Source organism: Amycolatopsis magusensis, from assembly GCF_017875555.1.
GTDB classification, from domain to species: Bacteria; Actinomycetota; Actinomycetes; order Mycobacteriales; family Pseudonocardiaceae; genus Amycolatopsis; species Amycolatopsis magusensis.
Genome location: NZ_JAGGMS010000001.1, coordinates 4,028,798 through 4,045,001 on the forward strand (window position 1 = coordinate 4,028,798; position 16,204 = coordinate 4,045,001).

19 protein-coding genes and 1 pseudogene are annotated in these 16,204 nt (G+C 70.8%); 11 read left to right on the forward strand and 9 right to left on the reverse strand.

The window, feature by feature from the left end:
• Nucleotides 1-229: 229 nt before the first annotated feature.
• The 3 genes from JOM49_RS43735 (at nt 230) to JOM49_RS17985 (ending at nt 3,533) form a co-directional block, all read left to right on the forward strand.
• Nucleotides 230-364 (forward strand): hypothetical protein, encoded by a 135-nt coding sequence (locus JOM49_RS43735; protein WP_281068320.1) that lies wholly within the window; start codon nt 230-232, stop codon nt 362-364.
• A 103-nt stretch (nt 365-467) separates the two neighbouring features.
• Nucleotides 468-3,080, forward strand: a complete 2,613-nt coding sequence (locus tag JOM49_RS17980) for a CHAT domain-containing protein (RefSeq protein WP_209665428.1) — start codon at nt 468-470, stop codon at nt 3,078-3,080.
• Nucleotides 3,081-3,113: 33 nt separating this feature from the next.
• Nucleotides 3,114-3,533, forward strand: a complete 420-nt coding sequence (locus tag JOM49_RS17985) for a PPOX class F420-dependent oxidoreductase (protein ID WP_209665429.1) — start codon at nt 3,114-3,116, stop codon at nt 3,531-3,533.
• A gap of 117 nt (nt 3,534-3,650) precedes the next feature.
• On the opposite strand, the gene JOM49_RS17990 is transcribed toward JOM49_RS17985, so the two are convergent.
• Nucleotides 3,651-4,112 (reverse strand): DUF4383 domain-containing protein, encoded by a 462-nt coding sequence (locus JOM49_RS17990; protein WP_209665430.1) that lies wholly within the window; start codon nt 4,110-4,112, stop codon nt 3,651-3,653.
• Between the two features lie 98 nt (nt 4,113-4,210).
• Here JOM49_RS17990 and JOM49_RS17995 point away from each other — a divergent pair, with 98 nt between their 5' ends.
• Nucleotides 4,211-4,669 (forward strand): SRPBCC family protein, encoded by a 459-nt coding sequence (locus JOM49_RS17995; RefSeq protein WP_209665431.1) that lies wholly within the window; start codon nt 4,211-4,213, stop codon nt 4,667-4,669.
• Here JOM49_RS17995 and JOM49_RS18000 read toward each other — a convergent pair.
• Nucleotides 4,666-5,703: an NAD-dependent epimerase/dehydratase family protein gene (locus JOM49_RS18000; protein WP_209665432.1), complete on the reverse strand. Its 1,038-nt coding sequence runs from the start codon at nt 5,701-5,703 to the stop codon at nt 4,666-4,668. The two genes, JOM49_RS17995 and JOM49_RS18000, sit on opposite strands and share 4 nt — an antisense overlap.
• Before the next feature lie 72 nt (nt 5,704-5,775).
• On the opposite strand from JOM49_RS18000, the gene JOM49_RS18005 reads away from it, so the two are divergent.
• Nucleotides 5,776-7,353, forward strand: coding sequence for a phytoene desaturase family protein (locus JOM49_RS18005; protein WP_209665433.1), 1,578 nt, complete (start codon nt 5,776-5,778; stop codon nt 7,351-7,353).
• Here the strand turns inward: JOM49_RS18005 and JOM49_RS18010 are convergent.
• Nucleotides 7,319-7,813: an MSMEG_6728 family protein gene (locus tag JOM49_RS18010; RefSeq protein WP_209665434.1), complete on the reverse strand. Its 495-nt coding sequence runs from the start codon at nt 7,811-7,813 to the stop codon at nt 7,319-7,321. The two genes, JOM49_RS18005 and JOM49_RS18010, sit on opposite strands and share 35 nt — an antisense overlap.
• 6 nt (nt 7,814-7,819) lie before the next feature.
• A complete protein-coding gene (locus JOM49_RS18015) occupies nt 7,820-8,053 on the reverse strand; it encodes a DUF6480 family protein (RefSeq protein WP_209665435.1) in 234 nt (77 codons plus the stop codon).
• A gap of 102 nt (nt 8,054-8,155) precedes the next feature.
• Between JOM49_RS18015 and JOM49_RS18020 the strand changes: the two are divergent.
• From JOM49_RS18020 to JOM49_RS18030, 3 genes and pseudogenes are all read left to right on the forward strand, one after another.
• Nucleotides 8,156-8,372: pseudogene (locus JOM49_RS18020) on the forward strand (sigma factor-like helix-turn-helix DNA-binding protein); the annotation flags it as partial.
• Nucleotides 8,373-8,401: 29 nt separating this feature from the next.
• A complete protein-coding gene (locus tag JOM49_RS18025; protein ID WP_209665436.1) occupies nt 8,402-9,157 on the forward strand; it encodes an IclR family transcriptional regulator in 756 nt (251 codons plus the stop codon).
• A gap of 48 nt (nt 9,158-9,205) precedes the next feature.
• Nucleotides 9,206-10,390: a 4-hydroxybenzoate 3-monooxygenase gene (locus JOM49_RS18030; RefSeq protein WP_209665437.1), complete on the forward strand. Its 1,185-nt coding sequence runs from the start codon at nt 9,206-9,208 to the stop codon at nt 10,388-10,390.
• On the opposite strand, the gene JOM49_RS18035 is transcribed toward JOM49_RS18030, so the two are convergent.
• A complete protein-coding gene (locus JOM49_RS18035; protein ID WP_209665438.1) occupies nt 10,384-11,094 on the reverse strand; it encodes an SRPBCC family protein in 711 nt (236 codons plus the stop codon). The genes JOM49_RS18030 and JOM49_RS18035 overlap by 7 nt on opposite strands.
• Nucleotides 11,091-11,678 carry a winged helix-turn-helix domain-containing protein gene (locus tag JOM49_RS18040; RefSeq protein ID WP_209665439.1) on the reverse strand — a complete coding sequence of 196 codons (588 nt, stop codon included), beginning with the start codon at nt 11,676-11,678 and terminating at the stop codon, nt 11,091-11,093. Before JOM49_RS18040 ends, JOM49_RS18035 begins: the two co-directional genes overlap by 4 nt.
• Nucleotides 11,679-11,765: 87 nt before the next feature.
• On the opposite strand from JOM49_RS18040, the gene JOM49_RS18045 reads away from it, so the two are divergent.
• Nucleotides 11,766-11,975 (forward strand): hypothetical protein, encoded by a 210-nt coding sequence (locus tag JOM49_RS18045; protein ID WP_209665440.1) that lies wholly within the window; start codon nt 11,766-11,768, stop codon nt 11,973-11,975.
• A gap of 6 nt (nt 11,976-11,981) precedes the next feature.
• On the opposite strand, the gene JOM49_RS18050 is transcribed toward JOM49_RS18045, so the two are convergent.
• Genes JOM49_RS18050 through JOM49_RS18060 form a run of 3 tightly spaced genes read right to left on the reverse strand, consistent with a single transcriptional unit; the run spans nt 11,982 to nt 13,536 of the window.
• Nucleotides 11,982-12,311, reverse strand: coding sequence for a winged helix-turn-helix transcriptional regulator (locus tag JOM49_RS18050; protein ID WP_245369364.1), 330 nt, complete (start codon nt 12,309-12,311; stop codon nt 11,982-11,984).
• 1 nt (nt 12,312) lies between these two features.
• Nucleotides 12,313-12,693, reverse strand: a complete 381-nt coding sequence (locus tag JOM49_RS18055; RefSeq protein WP_209665441.1) for a nuclear transport factor 2 family protein — start codon at nt 12,691-12,693, stop codon at nt 12,313-12,315.
• 30 nt (nt 12,694-12,723) lie between these two features.
• Nucleotides 12,724-13,536, reverse strand: coding sequence for an SAM-dependent methyltransferase (locus JOM49_RS18060; protein ID WP_209665442.1), 813 nt, complete (start codon nt 13,534-13,536; stop codon nt 12,724-12,726).
• Nucleotides 13,537-13,694: 158 nt separating this feature from the next.
• Between JOM49_RS18060 and JOM49_RS18065 the strand changes: the two genes are divergently transcribed.
• Together JOM49_RS18065 and JOM49_RS18070 are read left to right on the forward strand one after the other, a co-directional pair.
• A complete protein-coding gene (locus JOM49_RS18065) occupies nt 13,695-15,038 on the forward strand; it encodes a cytochrome P450 (RefSeq protein WP_282773267.1) in 1,344 nt (447 codons plus the stop codon).
• Nucleotides 15,039-15,097: 59 nt separating this feature from the next.
• Nucleotides 15,098-16,168, forward strand: a complete 1,071-nt coding sequence (locus tag JOM49_RS18070; protein ID WP_209665443.1) for an alpha/beta hydrolase — start codon at nt 15,098-15,100, stop codon at nt 16,166-16,168.
• Nucleotides 16,169-16,204 lie beyond the last annotated feature (36 nt).

Below are 16,204 nucleotides of genomic sequence, written 5' to 3' on the forward strand. Positions count from 1 at the left end.
GGTTACCACTGGGCGGTAGGCCGGATGGCGGTATCCGTGCAGGTGGAGCCGGGGAGCGGTGACAGTCTGTGGAAAATTTTCCCGATCACTCGTCCGTTGTGCCATCATTAGGCCGTTCGCGGTTTGAGGGAACCGGCGAATGGGGGACTCAGAGCTACCGGCCCGCTCTTCTGGCCTGGTCTGCGTCGCCCGGTTGGTGTAACGAAGATCATCAGGGGAGGAGATCGCGATGACCACTACCGAGACCAGTCCGGTCAAGGAACAGCCCGTCGAGAAGCCCGAGGACACGCACGAAGGCCACACGCACGAGGCCGGTACCGACTGTGCGGGCGGCTGCCCGCAGTCGCCGCCGCCCACGCCGTGAGTGGACCACTTTCGCGCTGATCACGGGGTGATCTTCAGCCCGCCCGCCGCCATCCGGCTGGGCGGGCTGACTTCTTGGCTACGTTCTGTGTTGTCATAGAAGGGTGCCGGTAATCGAGCGACGCCCGACCGAAGTGATTCGCCGGGCTTGGGAACTGCAGCGGAGCGGGGTGGACGCGTCCTGCGCCCAGCGCCAGCACGAGGCCACGCGCCTGCTGCGCCGGGGCATCCGCCTGCTCGATTCGATCCACCCGGTCCCGGCCGACCACCAGGACGACTGGCTGCGCAGCCGGATCCGCCTGCTCACCACGCTCGCCTTCTCCGAGGCCGAAACAGTCGGGCTCACCAACGGCCTGGCCCGGCTCGACGACGTGCTCGCGGTGATCGAGCGGTTCGACGATCCGGCGGTGCGCGCGGAGCTGATCGCGCCCGTCAACCACAACCGCGGCCTGCTGCTGATGGGCGGCGGCCGCAACGAAGAGAGCATCGCCTGCTTCGACGCGGCCCTCGGTTTTCGCGAGGAAAGCCTCGCTGTCGCCCCGGATCCGGCGCCGGTGGTCGAATCGCTGCTGAACACGCTGGCCACCCGCGGGCTGGCCTACATCCGCCTCGGCCGGGTGAAGCGGGCCCGCGAGGACCTGAACCGCGGGATCAAGCTGGCCGAGAAGTACGAGCTGCGGGTATCGGCCGCCGAAGTCCGCCGCCACCTCGGCACGCTGGAACTCCGCGTCGGCAACGTGCCCGCCGCCCTCCGCTGTTACGAAGAAAGCGAACGTTCGTATCGGGCGCTGGAGGTGGAGGTTCCGCCGCTGCTACGGCACGAACAGGCGCAGGCGCTGCTCACCGCTGGGTTGTCCGACGAGGCGGGCAGGCATCTCGACGAGGTTCTCCCGCAGCTGCGCCAGGAACAGGGCAATACCAGGGAACTGGGGCAAGCCGAACTGTTCCGCGCGGAGGCGGCGTTGCTGTCCGGCGATCTCGACCTCGCCCGCAGCCTCGCGGAATCCGCCCGCCAGCGGATGCGCAAATGGGGCTGTCAGACCTGTGTCGCCAACGCGACCATCATCGGCCTGCGTGCCGACACCGCGGACGCCTTGCGCACCGGGGAAATCCCGGCCGCACTGCCCGCACGCGCGCTGCGGCACGCGCGAGCGATGTCCGTGCCGCGGCTCGCCGAACAGGCCACCGTCGCCAAGATGCTCACCGTCCGCCTGGAGATCCGGCGCGGCAACCTCCGGCGTGCGAGCGAGTTGCTGGCCGAGGTGCCGCGGCCGGGTCAGCTCACCCCGACCGACCACCGCATGCTGCGCCGGCTGTGCCGGGCCGAACTCGCCGTCGCGCACGACGACCGGGGTGCCGCGCTCGGCGAGATCCGGGCCGGGCTGGCCGAACTCGACCGCGTCCGCGACCGCATGGGCGGGCTGGAACTGCTGTCCGGCACCGCTTTGCACGGGCGCGAGCTGGGTGAGCTGGCCGTGCGCCTGGTGCTCGGCGGCGAGCACCCGCGGCGGCTGTTCGACTGGCTGGAGCGCACGCGGGCGCAGACCTACCGGTACGAGCCGCTCGCCCAGGCCGACGATCCCGAACTGGCCGAGTGCCTCGCGGAGATCCGCGGCCTGACCCAGTCGATCCACCAGGCGCTGCACGACGGGCACCCGACCGCCGCCGCCCGCGCGCGCCGGGCGGAGCTGCTGCGGGAGGCGCACCGGATGGGCTGGCACGCCGGGCAATGGGGCAAAGCCCGTCCAGTGGCCAAATTGGACGAAGTGGCGGCGCGCCTGAAGAACCGGGCACTGGTCAGCTTCGCCGCGTCGGCCGACGAACTGGTCGCGGTGGTCGTGCTCGACGGTGGGGCGCGGATCGTCCGCCTGGGTTCGGCGAAGCAGGCGTCGGAAAGCGCGCGCATGCTGAACGTCGACCTGAACGCGGTGGCCCCCGACCACACCCCGCAGCCACTGGTCGAGGTGATCATGACCTCCGCGCGGCGGCAGGCCGAACGCCTCGACGCGCAGCTGGTGCGCCCGCTGCTCGAGGTGACCGGCGACCGCGACCTGGTGATCGTGCCGACCGGCGGGCTGTACGCCGTGCCGTGGGGTGTGCTGCCGAGCCTGCACTACCGGCCGACCGTGGTGGCGCCGTCGGCCACCGCGTGGCTGTCCGCGGAACTGGCCCGGAATGACCGCGCGCGCAAGATCGTGCTGGTGCGTGGCCCCGGGCTGCCCGCCGCGCGAGCGGAGATCGACAAGCTGGCCACGCACTACCGCGCGTCGAAGCAGTTGTCCGGCCAGGGCGCGACGGCCACCGCCGTGCTCCCCGCGGTGGACGGCGCGAAACTGGCGCACATCGCCGCGCACGGCGCGCACGAGCCGGAGAACGCGTTGTTCTCCCGGCTGGAACTGGCCGACGGCGCGATGTTCGCGCACGAGATGGCCGGGTTGCGCCGCCCGCCGCGGCAGGTGGTGCTGGCCGCGTGCGAACTGGCGCTGAACCGCATCCGGCCCGGCGACGAAGCACTCGGGTTCGCCAGCGCGCTACTGGCCAGCGGGTCCCAGACGGTGATCGCGCCGCTGAGCAAGGTCGGCGACCAGTCCTCGGCGGCGGCGATGGACGACTACCACCGCGCACTGGCCGGCGGCGCGAGCCCGGCGGTCGCCCTCGCCGACGCCGTCGCGGTCGACCCGATGCGCCGCCCGTTCGTCTGCCTCGGCGCGGGTTGACCTCAACCTAGGTTCAACTTGTGTACTGGGGGCATGTCCTTCACCGAGGCGGAACTCGCCTTCCTGTCCGAACACGACCTCGGCCGCATGGCCACCCTGCAGCCCGGCGGCGCGCTGCAGGTCAGCCCGGTCGGCTTCCACTACGACACCGAGCGGGGGACCATCGAGGTCCGGGGCTTCAACCTGGCGAAGAGCCGGAAGTTCAAGAACATCGCGGAAAACGGCCGGGTCGCCATCGTCGTGGACGACCGGCCCTCGCTCGATCCGCCACGTGTGCGGTGCCTGGAGATCCGGGGGCGCGCGGAGGCCGTGACCGGGATCGACCCGGAGGGCCACCTCGACGGCTCGGTCATCCGCATCCACCCCGAGCGGATCATCAGCTTCGGCATCGACCAGTCGGACACCGAACCGCACCAGCTGACCGCGAACAACCGGAACGTGGTCCCAAGCTAGGACTGTCACGAATGTGGCTTTCGAGACGCCCTCCCGTCGCCCACCGCCACCCTCAGCGGAGCTGCGCACGGTCTTGTCTTACGGGTCTCGAAAGCCACATTCGTGACACCGACTACCTCAGGCGCGACGCAGGCCTCGGCCCAGCGCCACGCCGAAGGCGATCATGGTGACCGCCAGGCCCAGGTGCAGCCAGTTGTCCGCGGCGTTCACCGGGACGAAGTTCGCCGCGGAGCCGTGGTCGATGAGCAGGCCGTAGAGCCACAGCACCAGGTAGACCACGCCGCCGCCGATGAGGAAGGCGCGGGCCCCGGACGGGGTGCGCGCCATCGCCAGTCCGGCGACGCCGAAGAGCAGGTGCACCAGGTTGTGCAGGATCGACACGGCGAACACGCCGAGCAGCAGCGCCGACGACTCGTGCCCGGCGAAGGTGAGCGTGTCGTACCCGGTGGTCACCCCCGGGATGAAGCCGAGCACGCCGACCAGGAGGAACACCACGCCGTAGACCATCGAAACCAGCTGCAGCGGGGTGCGCCCGGCACGCACGGCGCCGGTTTCGGGGTGCTGGTGCGGGCGGGACATGGGAACTCCTCTCGAGAGGATTTCGCTGACGGAACGGGCATTCCCCCGGACGGGCGGTTCACACGCGTTGGTGACGCCCGGCTGGGTAACCACCCGATATGACGAGCCTCAAGTCCCAAGTCAGCCTGGAGGTACCGGTCGCCGCGCCCGAGGTCTACGCGGTGCTCGCCGACGGCTGGTCCTACTCCTCCTGGGTGGTCGGCAACGCCCACATCCGCGACGTCGACCCCGGCTGGCCCGCGCCGGGCACCCGGATCCACCACTCGGTCGGCGCCTGGCCGGTGCACATCAGCGACACCACCGTGGTCCGTGAAAGCGTCCCGGATCGCCTGATCGACCTCGAGGCGAAGCTCTGGCTGCTCGGCACGGCCCGGGTGCGCATCTCGCTCGAGCCGCTGTCGGCGTCTTCGACGCGGGTGGTGATGGAGGAAGGCGCCATGTCCGGCCCCGGCCGGTTGATGCCCGACGCGGTGCAGGCGTTCTTGCTCCGCTTCCGCAACAACGAGGCCCTGTCCCGGCTGGCCGATCTCGCGGTGGGACGGGCCAAAGCCCACTAACCCTGTCGGATCGGGCGGCCGAAACGTAGGCCGGTCAGCCGGGAACGCATTCCGCTCGGTGGCGGTGCCAGCGGCGGGTTCGCGTTCCCGGCTCGCTCCGCCCAGCCGTCGAGCAGTTCGCGCAGCGTCTCGGCGGAACTGTGGCGCGGTTCCCACGCGAGCACGTCCCTGGCGCGGGAGATGTCGGCGAGCGGCGCCTGATCGGCCAGTGCCAGCCAGCCGGGGTGCAGTGGCTGGAGCCCGCCGAGCCAGGACAGGCGCGCGGCCTGTTGCAGTACGGACCGGGGCACCGGCACCCGGAAGCCGCCGATGAGTTCGGCGAGCCGGGGGGCGTCGAGCACTTCGGGTGAGGCCAGGTTGAACGCGCCGGTGGCCTCCCTGGCGAGGACCAGGCGGATCGCTTCGGCCACGTCGTCGGCGTGCACCAACTGCAGGCGCAGACCGGACCACAACGGCAGCGGTACCCGGCCGAGCACCCCGAGCGGCAGCAGCGGGCTGAACAACCAGCGCGCGAACTCGCCCGCCGCCTCCCGCTGCGCGATACCGCACGGGCGCAGGCGGGCCAGCGCCACGCTGGGGTTCGCCGCCGCGAACTCGTCGAGCTGCCGTTCGAGCCGGACCTTGCTCTGGCTGTAGGCGCTGGCGGCGATGCCGCCGATCGCCCAGTCCTCACCGATCGGGGTCCACCTCGGTGCGGGCTGGTAGGCGGCGATCGACGAGGCGACGACCAGGCGTGGCACGCCGGTCGCGGCGACCGCGTCGAGCACCGCCTTCGTGCCCACCTCGTTCGTCCGCGTCATCGGCGGGTCGTCGGCGGCCGGGGAGATGGCCCAGGCCAGGTGCACCACGGCGTCGGCGTCCGCGAAGACCTCCTGCAACACCGAAGCCGACGTGGTCCCGAGGTCTGCGGCGACCCAGCGCACCAGGGGGTTCGCCGGTGGCCGGCGCGCCAGGCCGACCACCTCTTCGCCGTCGAGCGTCCGAAGCAGCGCTGTCCCGACGTTGCCACTGGCTCCCGTCACCACGATCCGCATGGCGGCCGGATTCCCGGGCGCGCTGCCCGGAAACACGATTGGCGTTCGGCGCCGCCGGGTAGGACTGCGGGTATGACGGCGGACGCGGTGGTGATCGGAGCGGGCCCGAACGGCCTGGTGGCGGCGAACCTGCTGACCGACGCGGGCTGGGAGGTGGTCGTGCTGGAGGCGGCGGCCGAACCCGGTGGCGCGGTCCGCACGGCCGAGGTGATCGAGCCGGGTTTCCGGCACGACCTGTTCAGCGCCTTCTACCCGCTCGGCTCGGCCTCCCCGGTGCTTTCGGCGCTGGACCTGGACATCCGCTGGAGCCACGCCCCCGAAGTACTGGCCCACGTGCTGCCGGACGACCGGTCCGTGCTGCTCTCGCGCGACATCGACAAGACCGCCGCCTCGGTCGCCACCTTCGCCGAAGCCGACGGTGACGCTTGGCGCAGCGAATACGAGAACTTCCGCGAGATCCGCGACCACCTGCTCGCCGCCTTGTTCACGCCCTTCCCGCCCGTGCGTTCCGGTCTGAAGCTGGCCGCGCGGATGGGGGCGGCCGACCTGCTGCGGTTCGGCAGGCTCGCGACCATGCCCGTGCGGACCTATGGCGCCCGGCGGTTCCAGGGCGAAGGCGGGCAGCTGCTGCTGGCGGGCAACGCCCTGCACACCGACCTCGGCCCCGGCCAGGCGGGCAGCGCGATCTTCGGCTGGCTGCTCGGCATGCTGGGCCAGGACCTGGGCTTCCCGGTGCCCGAGGGCGGCGCGGGCAGCCTGACCGCCGCGCTGGCCCGGCGACTGGAAGCCCGCGGCGGGCAGGTCGTCTGCGACCGGCCGGTCACGCGGGTCCTCACCTCCGGTGGGGCCGCCCAGGGGGTGGTCGATGCCACCGGGCAGACCACGAAAGCCCGGCGGGCGGTCCTCGCCACCGTGCCCGCGCCGGTGCTCTACGGCAAGTTGCTCGACCCCGACGTCCTGCCCGCGCGACTGCACGGTGACCTGGAGAACTTCGTCTGGGACGACGCCACGTTCAAAGTGGACTGGGCGCTGTCGAAGCCGATCCCGTGGTCCGCCGAAGACGCCCGGGGCGCGGGCACCGTGCACCTGGGCGCCGACCTGACCGGGCTCGCGGACTACAGCGCCGACCTCGCCGCCGGGCGCGTGCCGGAGCACCCGTTCCTCCTGCTGGGCCAGATGACCACGGCCGACGCGACGCGTTCGCCCGCCGGCACCGAGACGGCCTGGGCCTACACCCACGTGCCGCGCGGCCGGTCGTGGGACGCCGACGAACTGCGGCGCTTCGCCGACCGGATGGAAGCGGTGGTGGAGCGGCACGCGCCGGGCTTCCGCTCGGCCATCCGCGGGCGCTACATCCAGGGGCCTGCCGACCTCGAACGCGCGAACCCCAGCCTGGTGGAGGGTTCGACGAACGCGGGCACGGCCGCGGTGCACCAGCAGCTGTTCCTGCGCCCGGTGCCGGGGCTGGGCCGGGCCGATACGCCGGTCGACCGGCTGTACCTCGCCGGTGCCTCGGCGCACCCAGGTGGTGCGGTGCACGGCGGACCCGGGGCCAACGCCGCCCGCGCCGCGCTGGCGCGGAACCGGCGCGTCGGCGGGACTGTCTACAACGGACTCATCCGCGGTCTGAACCGGGCGCTGTACCGGTGAACTGCCGTCGTGGCCGGTCCGAGGCAGGCCACACGTAGGGCAGATCGTCGGGCACGTCCGGGAACCACGTGCGGTAGTGCGCCGGATCCTTGCGTACGAGCGCCGATTGGTGGCTGCGGTGGAACTCCGGCGAACCCAGCCACGGCGGCAGCTCGCCCGCGGCTTCGAGTTCGGCCTGCGTGCGGACCACGGGCACATCCACTTCGGCGACCAGCTTCACCGCGCAGGTGTCGGCCGCCCCGGAGACGGACCACGTCGAGCACACGTCGAGGCCGTAGCGGACCAGCGCCTCCTCGTACCCCGCCCACATCGCGGCGGCGGGGTGGTGGCGCCAGCCGTAGTTCGGCACGGTCAGCGCCCGCAGGACCTGCAGCACCTCCACGCGTTGCTTGCCCAGCCGCTTGCGATCCAGCGTGCGCGCGGATTCGGTGAAGCCGGGCAGCGGCAGGAAGGTCTGCACCGCGCCTCACACCCCGAGCCAGCCGAAGGCCAGCGCGAAGATGAGCGCGGCGACCATCAGGGTGAGGATCGCGACCACCACGAGGGTGGTCACCGGCACCGCCTTCGACGGCATCGGCTGCGGGTGGGACAGGCCCGAGGTCTGCCCGGAATCAGGCGGGGTGCCGCCGGGCGGCACGCCGCCGCCGGGCTCGAGATCGGCCGTGGCATCGGGTTCGGGATCGGGCGGCTTGGCACTCATCTCGCTTGGCTACCCCGCCCCGAACGGGGTTAATCGTGCGCTGGGAGTGGGTCCCGTGAACCCGATCCGCCGGTTTCGCGGATAGCCGGTATGAGCTGTGAAGACGACGTGCTGCTGCTCATCGCGTGGGAGGGGCTGTCCCTACGAGGAGGTCGCCGCGGCGCTCGCCATCCCGGTCGGCACGGTCCGCTCGCGGCTCAACCGCGCCCGGCGCAAGGTCCGCGCCGCCGAACTGGCTTCGCCCGAGGACCTGGCCCCCGGCCGGGACCGCTTGAGGGCCGCCTTCGCCAGGGCGCGGGCGCGGAGGGCGCGAGCGTGACTTACCGGACAGCGCCTAAGGTCCGAGGGGTGAAGCCGTCGCACGGGGAGTCCGTGGTCTCCAGGGTGGTGCGGATCGTCGAGACCTTCGGGTCGGAGACACCCGCGTTGCGCGTGTCGGACGTGGCCCGGCGCGCGGGATTGCACGTGGCCACCGCCTCCCGGCTGATCGACGAGCTGAGCAGGCACGGCTGGCTCGAACGCGACGACGACCGCCGCGTGCGCATCGGTGTCCGGTTGTGGGAACTGGCCTCACGGGCCTCGCCGACCCTCGGGTTGCGCGAGGCCGCGATGCCGTTCATGGAGGACCTGCACGCGGTGGTCGGGCACCACACCCAGCTCGGTGTGCGGCAGGACCGCGAAGTGCTGTTCGTGGAACGGCTTTCGTCACCGGGTGCGGTACTCAACATCACCCGGGTGGCCGGTCGGCTGCCGCTGCACGTGTCTTCCTCCGGGCTGGTGCTCCTCGCGCACGCACCGGCCGAGGTGCAGGAGGAGGTCCTCGCCGGGCCGTTGAAGCCGCAGACCGAGCACACCCCGGCCACGGTCACCGATCCGGCGCGGCTCCGGCGGTTGCTCGCGGGCATCCGCCGCGACGGCTACGTGGTGTGCCCCGGCTTCATCGACCAGGAGACCGCGGGCGTGGCGGTGCCGCTGCGCGGGCCGGGGGAGCAGGTGGTCGCCGCCCTGTCGGTGATCGTGCCGAACGATCGCCACGCCCGCACGCAGGTCCCGGCCCTGCGCGCGGCCGCCCGCGGGGTCTCCCGCGTGATGTCCTCTCATTGACTGAGAATGTGGTGGTGACCGCCCACCCGGTCCGCCCATTCTCAGCGCATGGCGACGCGAACCCGGGTAGCGATCATCGGCGCCGGTCCGGCCGGCCTGCTGCTGGCCCACCTGCTGCACCTCGAAGGCATCGACTCGGTACTGGTCGAGCGGCAGAGCGCGAGCTACGTGCAGGCCCGCATCCGGGCGGGCATCCTGGAGGCGTCCACGGTCGACCTGCTCAAGCAGGCCGGGGTCGGCACGCGGCTGGCCGCCGAGTCGATGGAGCACCGCGGCATCTACCTCCAGTGGCCGGGGGAGCGCCATCATCTGGACTTCGTCAAGCTCGCCGGGCGCTCGGTCTCGGTGTACGGCCAGACCGAGGTCACCAAGGACCTGATGCGGGCCCGCGAGGAAGCCGGGGGCCAGGCCTTCTACGAGGCCTCGGAGGTCGAACTGCACGACGTCGGCACGGACCGGCCGTCAGTGACCTTTGTGGACAGTGACGGGCGGCCGCAGCGGCTGGAGGCCGAGGTGATCGCCGGCTGCGACGGGTTCCACGGACCGAGCCGCGGCGCCATCCCGGACGCGGTCCGCGACACCTGGGAGCGCGAGTACCCGTTCGCCTGGCTCGGTGTGCTGGCCGAGGTCGCGCCCTCCACCGACGAGCTGATCTACGCCTGGCACCCGGACGGGTTCGCCATGCACAGCATGCGTTCCCCGCGGGTGAGCCGGTTCTACCTCCAGGTGCGGCCGGACGAGGACATCGCCGAGTGGAGCGACGACCGCGTCTGGACCGCGCTGACCACCCGGCTCGAAGCCGGAGAACCCGGCTGGCGCCTGGAAACCGGGCGCATCACCGAGAAGAGCGTGCTGCCGATGCGCAGCTTCGTCACCACGCCGATGCGGCACGGCAGGCTCTTCCTGGCCGGGGACGCCGCGCACATCGTGCCGCCCACCGGGGCCAAGGGCCTCAACCTCGCGGTCGCCGACGTCGCGCTGTTGGCGCGGGCGCTGACCGCCTGGCTCTCCGGTGGGTCCACCGAGCTCGCCGAGTCCTATTCGGACACAGCGCTGCGCAGGGTCTGGCGCTGCACCCACTTTTCGTGGTGGATGACCACCATGCTGCACCGCCACGGCGACGACTTCGACGCGCAACTGCAGCTGTCGCAGCTGCGGCGCACGGTGACCGCCGAAGCGGCGGCCACCGAACTCGCCGAGAACTACGCGGGACTGCCGATCGGCTATCAGTGAGCCGGGGTGACCGAGTTCGCCGGCCAGCGTTCCCGCCAGCGCGCCCCGAGCGCGTCGAAGTCGGCGTCGCTCAGGCCGTAGGTGGAGACGATGGCCATGGTCGTGCCGCGCTCGGCGGGCGGGGTGGGGCCACCGAAGACGAGCAGGCCCTCGCCCCATTCGGCGACGGTCAGCCCGAGCTGGTTCGCCGACCGGAACCACACCCGGCCGTGCACCCGTTCACCCGCGATTTCGGCTTCGAACGGGCTTTCCGGCGCGAGACCGGCGAGTTCGCCGATGCCGAGTGAGCTCGCGACCTCGTCGAAGTGGTGCTTCCCGGCGTGGAGGAAGTGCGTGCGCCGGGCCGTGGTGACGCCCCGGGTGAGCGCGTACCGGAGCTGCTGCAGGAAGGAGATCCAGCCCTCGGTGATGTCGTCGTAGTAGACGTCCCACTCGGCGTTCCCGGTCAGCGGCGCCCGCGTCAGCCGGATCCGGGCGCCGTCGCCGTCGGCGGTGACGCTGAACCGGTCACCGCCGTTCGCGGTCAGCACGTGGTTTTCCTCGTCTTCGACCACGTCGCCGAAGAAGATCTCCTCGACTTCGCGCTCCAGGTCGTCGGCCTGCCAGCCGTGCCACTGGAGCACGGCCTCCTTGTCGCGCAGGGCACGCCAGGCGGTTTCGACGGTGACGGGAACGTAGATCTCCAGGTCGGATCCTTCGCTCACGGTTGATCTCCTTTCACTGGCCGGGGATGCCCGCCCACGACGATTCGGTACGGCCGCCCGTCCGCGTCCTCGTAGCGGGCGACCAGTTCGGTGATGGCTTCGGTCAGTTCGTCGGTGAACTCCCGCGCCGCGGCGGGCCGGGCGAACCGGACGTCGGCCTCGATGGTGAAGGTGAGCAGCTTCTTGCCGCTCTCGGCGGCTTTTCCCTGCATGCGGGCCACATCGCGGACGGTGGCCGCGGCGACCTCGACCAGGTGCTCGGCCGCGTACTGATCGTGCGAGGCGGCCGGATCGGTGTCTCCCTCGCGCATCACGGCCGGATCGACCACCAGCGCGCCCGGCTTCACCCTCAGGATCCGCTCGACGCACCCCCGGCGCTGCCGCAGCTCGACCACCTCGATCAGCCCGGCCGTCTCCAGGGCACGCAGGTGGTAGTTCACCCGCTGCCGAGGTAGGTCCAGCCGGGCGGCCAGCTGCGTCGCCGACGCGGGTTCGCGCAGCAGGGCGAGCAGTTGACGCCGCAACGGGGGCAGCGCGGTGAGCACCCGGTCGGGGTCTTCCAGGTAGTTGATGCCGCCGCTCATGGGCACGATCCTCTATTGGACAGTTTGATTTGTCAATACGGTGCGTAGACTGGCGGCACCGTGTTCGCACGCGTGGAGGGGGAGTTCATGGCACACGAGGTGGAGCACCAGTCGTTCAACGCGGACCGCATCGTCGCGGGCTGCGCCATCGGTGCCGGGCTGGCCAGCCTGGTCGGCGGGTTCGTCACCGACGACGCGATGCTGATCGAACAGTTCAAGGTCGGCAACGACGTGCTGTTCTGGGGCGGTGGCATCCTGCTGCTGCTCGGCGTGCTCTTCGCCGTGGTGAAGGACTGACGCGCGTCAGGGGTGGGTGGCGGCCCAGGTGTCGCTCCACGATTCCAGCGGGAGCAGGGCGGCCACCAGTCCGGTGCCCAGTGGCGTGAGGCGGTAGCCGTCGTCGGTGAGTTCCACGAGGTGCGCCTCGGTCAGTTCGGTGAGCCGGGTGGTGAGCACGCTCGACGACATCTGCTCGCACCGGCGTTGCAGTTCGCGGAAGCCCGCGGTGCCTTGGTGCAGTTCCCAGATCACGCGCAGCGCCCACCGCCTGCCGAGCAGGTCCAGTGCGGCCATGATCGGCCGGCCGGTGGTCGAGCCGCGGACGGGAGTGCCGGGTTTGGGCGTGCGCGGCATGTCAGCGCGCGCTGGGCAGGGGAGCGGCCCGCAGGGCGTCGCCCATCTCGGCGATCGCCCGGTGCAGGACGCCGAGCGGGCGCAGTAACAGGGTCGCCTCGGCGAGGCGGTTTTCGTTGTCGTACAGCTGATCCAGGACGCCTTGCAGGTTCCCGTCGCCGAACACTGCTTCGATGAAGGTGGTGACGTGCGGACCGTCGGTCACTTCACGGACCGGTGAGATGTCCTTGAGTACACCGGCGATGAGGCCGAAGAGGTGCGCGACGTCCGCCCGGCCCGAGTAGTCGGCGACCGGCGAATGGAAGCGGACGTCGTCGGCCAGCAGCCCGGCCAGGCCGGACTCGTCCTGGGCACGCAGCAACGGAACCAGTGCGGAACTCATGCCGCGAGCGTACGCCGGGTGCTTCGGAATTCAAAGCAGCCGGCCGACCCCCGCGTAGGGCAGCAGGTTGATCGACGGGTCCTCGGACATGTCGCCCACGCCCTGCGGGTTCCACATGGCGCAGCCCACGAGCCCCGGCTCGACCATCTCGAAGCCGTCGAAGAACCGCAGGACCTCGTCGTGCGTGCGCGGGATGGGGTTGTTCTGCGTGCTCTGGTAAGCCTCGATCGCCTTGTCCAAACCCGCCGAACCGGCGTCGGCCGCGACATGGGTGACCGCCAGGAAACTGCCGGACGCCAGGCGCGCGCGGTACTGGGCCAGCAGGCCGGCCGGGTCCCACGAATCCGGCACGAAGTGCAGCAGCAGCAACATGAACAGGCCGACCGGCTGCTCGAAGTCGATCAGTTCCCGGGTTTTCGGCGAAGCCAGGATGCCGTCGACGTCACGCAGGTCCGCCTGCATCGCCACGCACCGGTCGTTGTCCTTGAGCAGCAACTGGCTGTGCGCCACCGCCACCGGCTCGCGGTCGACGTAGACCACGCGGCACTCCGGGTCGAGCTGCTGCACGATCTCGTGCAGGTTGCCCACGGTCGGGATGCCGGAACCGATGTCGAGGAACTGCTTCACCCCCGACTCCACCATGAACGTGGCCGCCCGCCGCAGGAACGCGCGGTTGAGCCGGGCCGCGTCCCGCACCCCCGGCATGATCTTCAGGATCTGTTCGCCCAGTTCACGGTCGGCGGGGAAGTGGTGGTCGCCGTCCAGCCAGTAGTCGTACACGCGGGCCGGGTTCGGCACGGTGACGTCGACCTCGGGTGGGACCCAGCTCAGTTCCGGAATCACCGCGACTCCCGTCGGTTGTGCGGAATTCTCGTCAGGCGCGGGAGTGTAGCCCCACCTCGTGGTGCAACCGGCGTTCCGCCGTTCGTGTGCATGTGGTGGCCGCGTGCGCGGTGCGCGCCCTACTGTGGCTGCCTCGCGACCCCGAAGACAGGACGACGGTGCCCGCGGAACCGCACATCGCACCCGGCCGGTGGCCCCTGCTCGGGCACACCGTGCCGTTGCTGCGCGACCCACTCGGCTTGTTCGACGCGGTGCGCGGCCGCGGTGACGTGGTGCGCCTGTTCCTGGGCCCGCTGCCGGTCCACCTGGTCACCACCCCGGAACTGGCCTGGCAGTTGCTGGTCACCGACGGCGGGAAGTTCGACAAGGGCATCGTTTTCGACAAGATGCGCCCGCTGTTCGGCGACGGGCTCGCCACGTCCAACGGTGAACTCAACCGGCGGCAACGACGGCTCGTGCAACCGGCTTTCCACCGGGACCGCGTCGCGGGCTACGCCGAGCAGACGATCACCGGGCTGGCTGCCGAACTCGCGGATTCCTGGCAGCCGGGCCAGATCATCGCCTTCGACGAGCAGATGCAGGACCTCGCGCTGACGGTCTCCGGTCGCACGCTGTTCTCCGCCGAACTCGGCGACGACGTGCTCGCCGAGATCCAGCGCTCGATCCCGATCATGCTCAGGTACGTGCTGCTTCGCGCGTTTTCCCCGAAGTTGGTGGAAAAACTGCCGATCCCGGCGAACCGGCGGTTCGACGCCGCGGCCGTGCGCCTGCGCCGCGTGATCACCGAAGCCGTGGTGACCGCCCGTTCTTCGGGCACCGACAACGGTGACCTGCTCTCGATGATGCTGCTCGCCCGCGACGAGGACACCGGCGAAGGCATGAGCGATCAGCAGGTGCGCGACGAGGTCATCACCATCCTGACCACCGGCGCGGAGACCACCGCGGTGGCGCTGGCCTGGTTCTTCCACGAACTCGGGCAGCACCCCGACGTGGAACGCCGGTTCCACGCGGAAATCGACGAGGTGCTCGGCGGCCGCCCGGTGCGTTTCGAGGACCTGCCCGCGCTCGGCCACACCCACCGGATCATCAACGAGATCCTGCGCCGGACCCCGCCGCTGATCCTGATGCGCCGCGCCCGCGAGGACACCGAACTCGGCGGGGTGCCCATCCCGGCCGGTGCCGAGGTCGCGGTCAGCCAGCACACCCTGCACCAGGATCCGCGCTATTTCCCCGATCCCGGCCGGTTCGACCCCGACCGCTGGACGGCCGAACGGATGGCGGCGCTGCCGCGCGGCGCGTACCTCCCGTTCGGCGCCGGTGCCCGGTTGTGCCCCGGCCACTTCCTCGCGCCCACCGAGATCGCCATCGCCGCGGTGACCATCGGTGCTCGCTGGCGACTGGTGCCGGTGCCCGGGAAACCGGTGCACGCCAAGATCAAAGCCACCATGCAGCCGAATCGGCTGCCGATGCGCGTGACCCGCCGGAGTCACACCGCAGGGTGAGCGAACGACTACCGGGTGTACCCTCTCTGCTCCTCAGCGAACTCCCCGGAGGTAAACCCGTGAGAACGCCGGCCAAGCTGACCGCCGCTCTGCTCTCCTGCTCCGCCTTGCTCGGCAGCACGATCATCGCCTCGGCACCGGCTTCGGCCGTGGCGGCGGTCGACTGCACGGACACCGATCTCCCGGTCAGCGGCCCCAGCGGGCCGACGACCGTGCACGGCCGATTCTGCCTGCCCGCCGGTACGACGCCCGACGCGGTGCAACTCCTGGTGCACGGCGGCACCTACAACAGCGCGTACTGGGATCTTCCCCATGCCCCGGAACGGTATTCCTACCAGCGCGACATGGCCGCGCACGGGTACGCCACCTTCGCGATGGACCAGCTGGGCGCGGGTTCGAGCGGCAAGCCGCTGAGCCCGCAACTGCTGCTGCCCGCCGCGGCCAAGGCGGTGCACGAGGTGGTCGGGCACCTGCGTGCCGGGAGCGTGGGCGGGCACGCCTTCGACAAGGTCGTGCTCGTCGGGCACTCGGTCGGTTCCGGGGTGGTGGCGGCCGAGGCGGCCACCTACCACGACGTGGACGCGGTGATCCTGAGTGGCATAACCCATTTGCCCGCCATTCCGGTGCTCGCGCTCGGCGTGGCTTTCGGCTTGCAACCGGCTTTTGCGGAACCGCGGTTCCTCGGCAGTGACCTGCTGTATTTCACCACCAGGCCGGGTTCGCGGTCGTGGCTTTTCTACCACCAGCCGAATGCGGATCCGGCTGTCATCGCCGCCGACGAAGCGACGAAGGACCAGGTTTCGGTGCCCGGGATGGGCACCGTGGCGGTATTCGGCATCGTGCTTCCGGTCACAAAAGCCATCGATGTGCCCGTCTTTCAGGCCGTCGGTGCAAAAGATGTGCTTTTCTGCGGTGTGCTCGCGCTCCGGGACTGTTCCACCGCGGAAAAACTCCACGCCCAAGAAGCCCCGTACTACGGTCCGGCGGCGAAACTGTCCACCTATGTGCTGCCGGAGGCAGGGCATTCCTTGGCGCTGCACCGCAACGCTTCGGCGTATCGGGACGCCACCCGTTCGTGGCTGATCGAGCAGGTGGGACTGGCGGCGGAGGGTTACCACCCGATTGGCTGACCACCATTGCGCCGTCTGCGGTAGAGAATCCTTGAG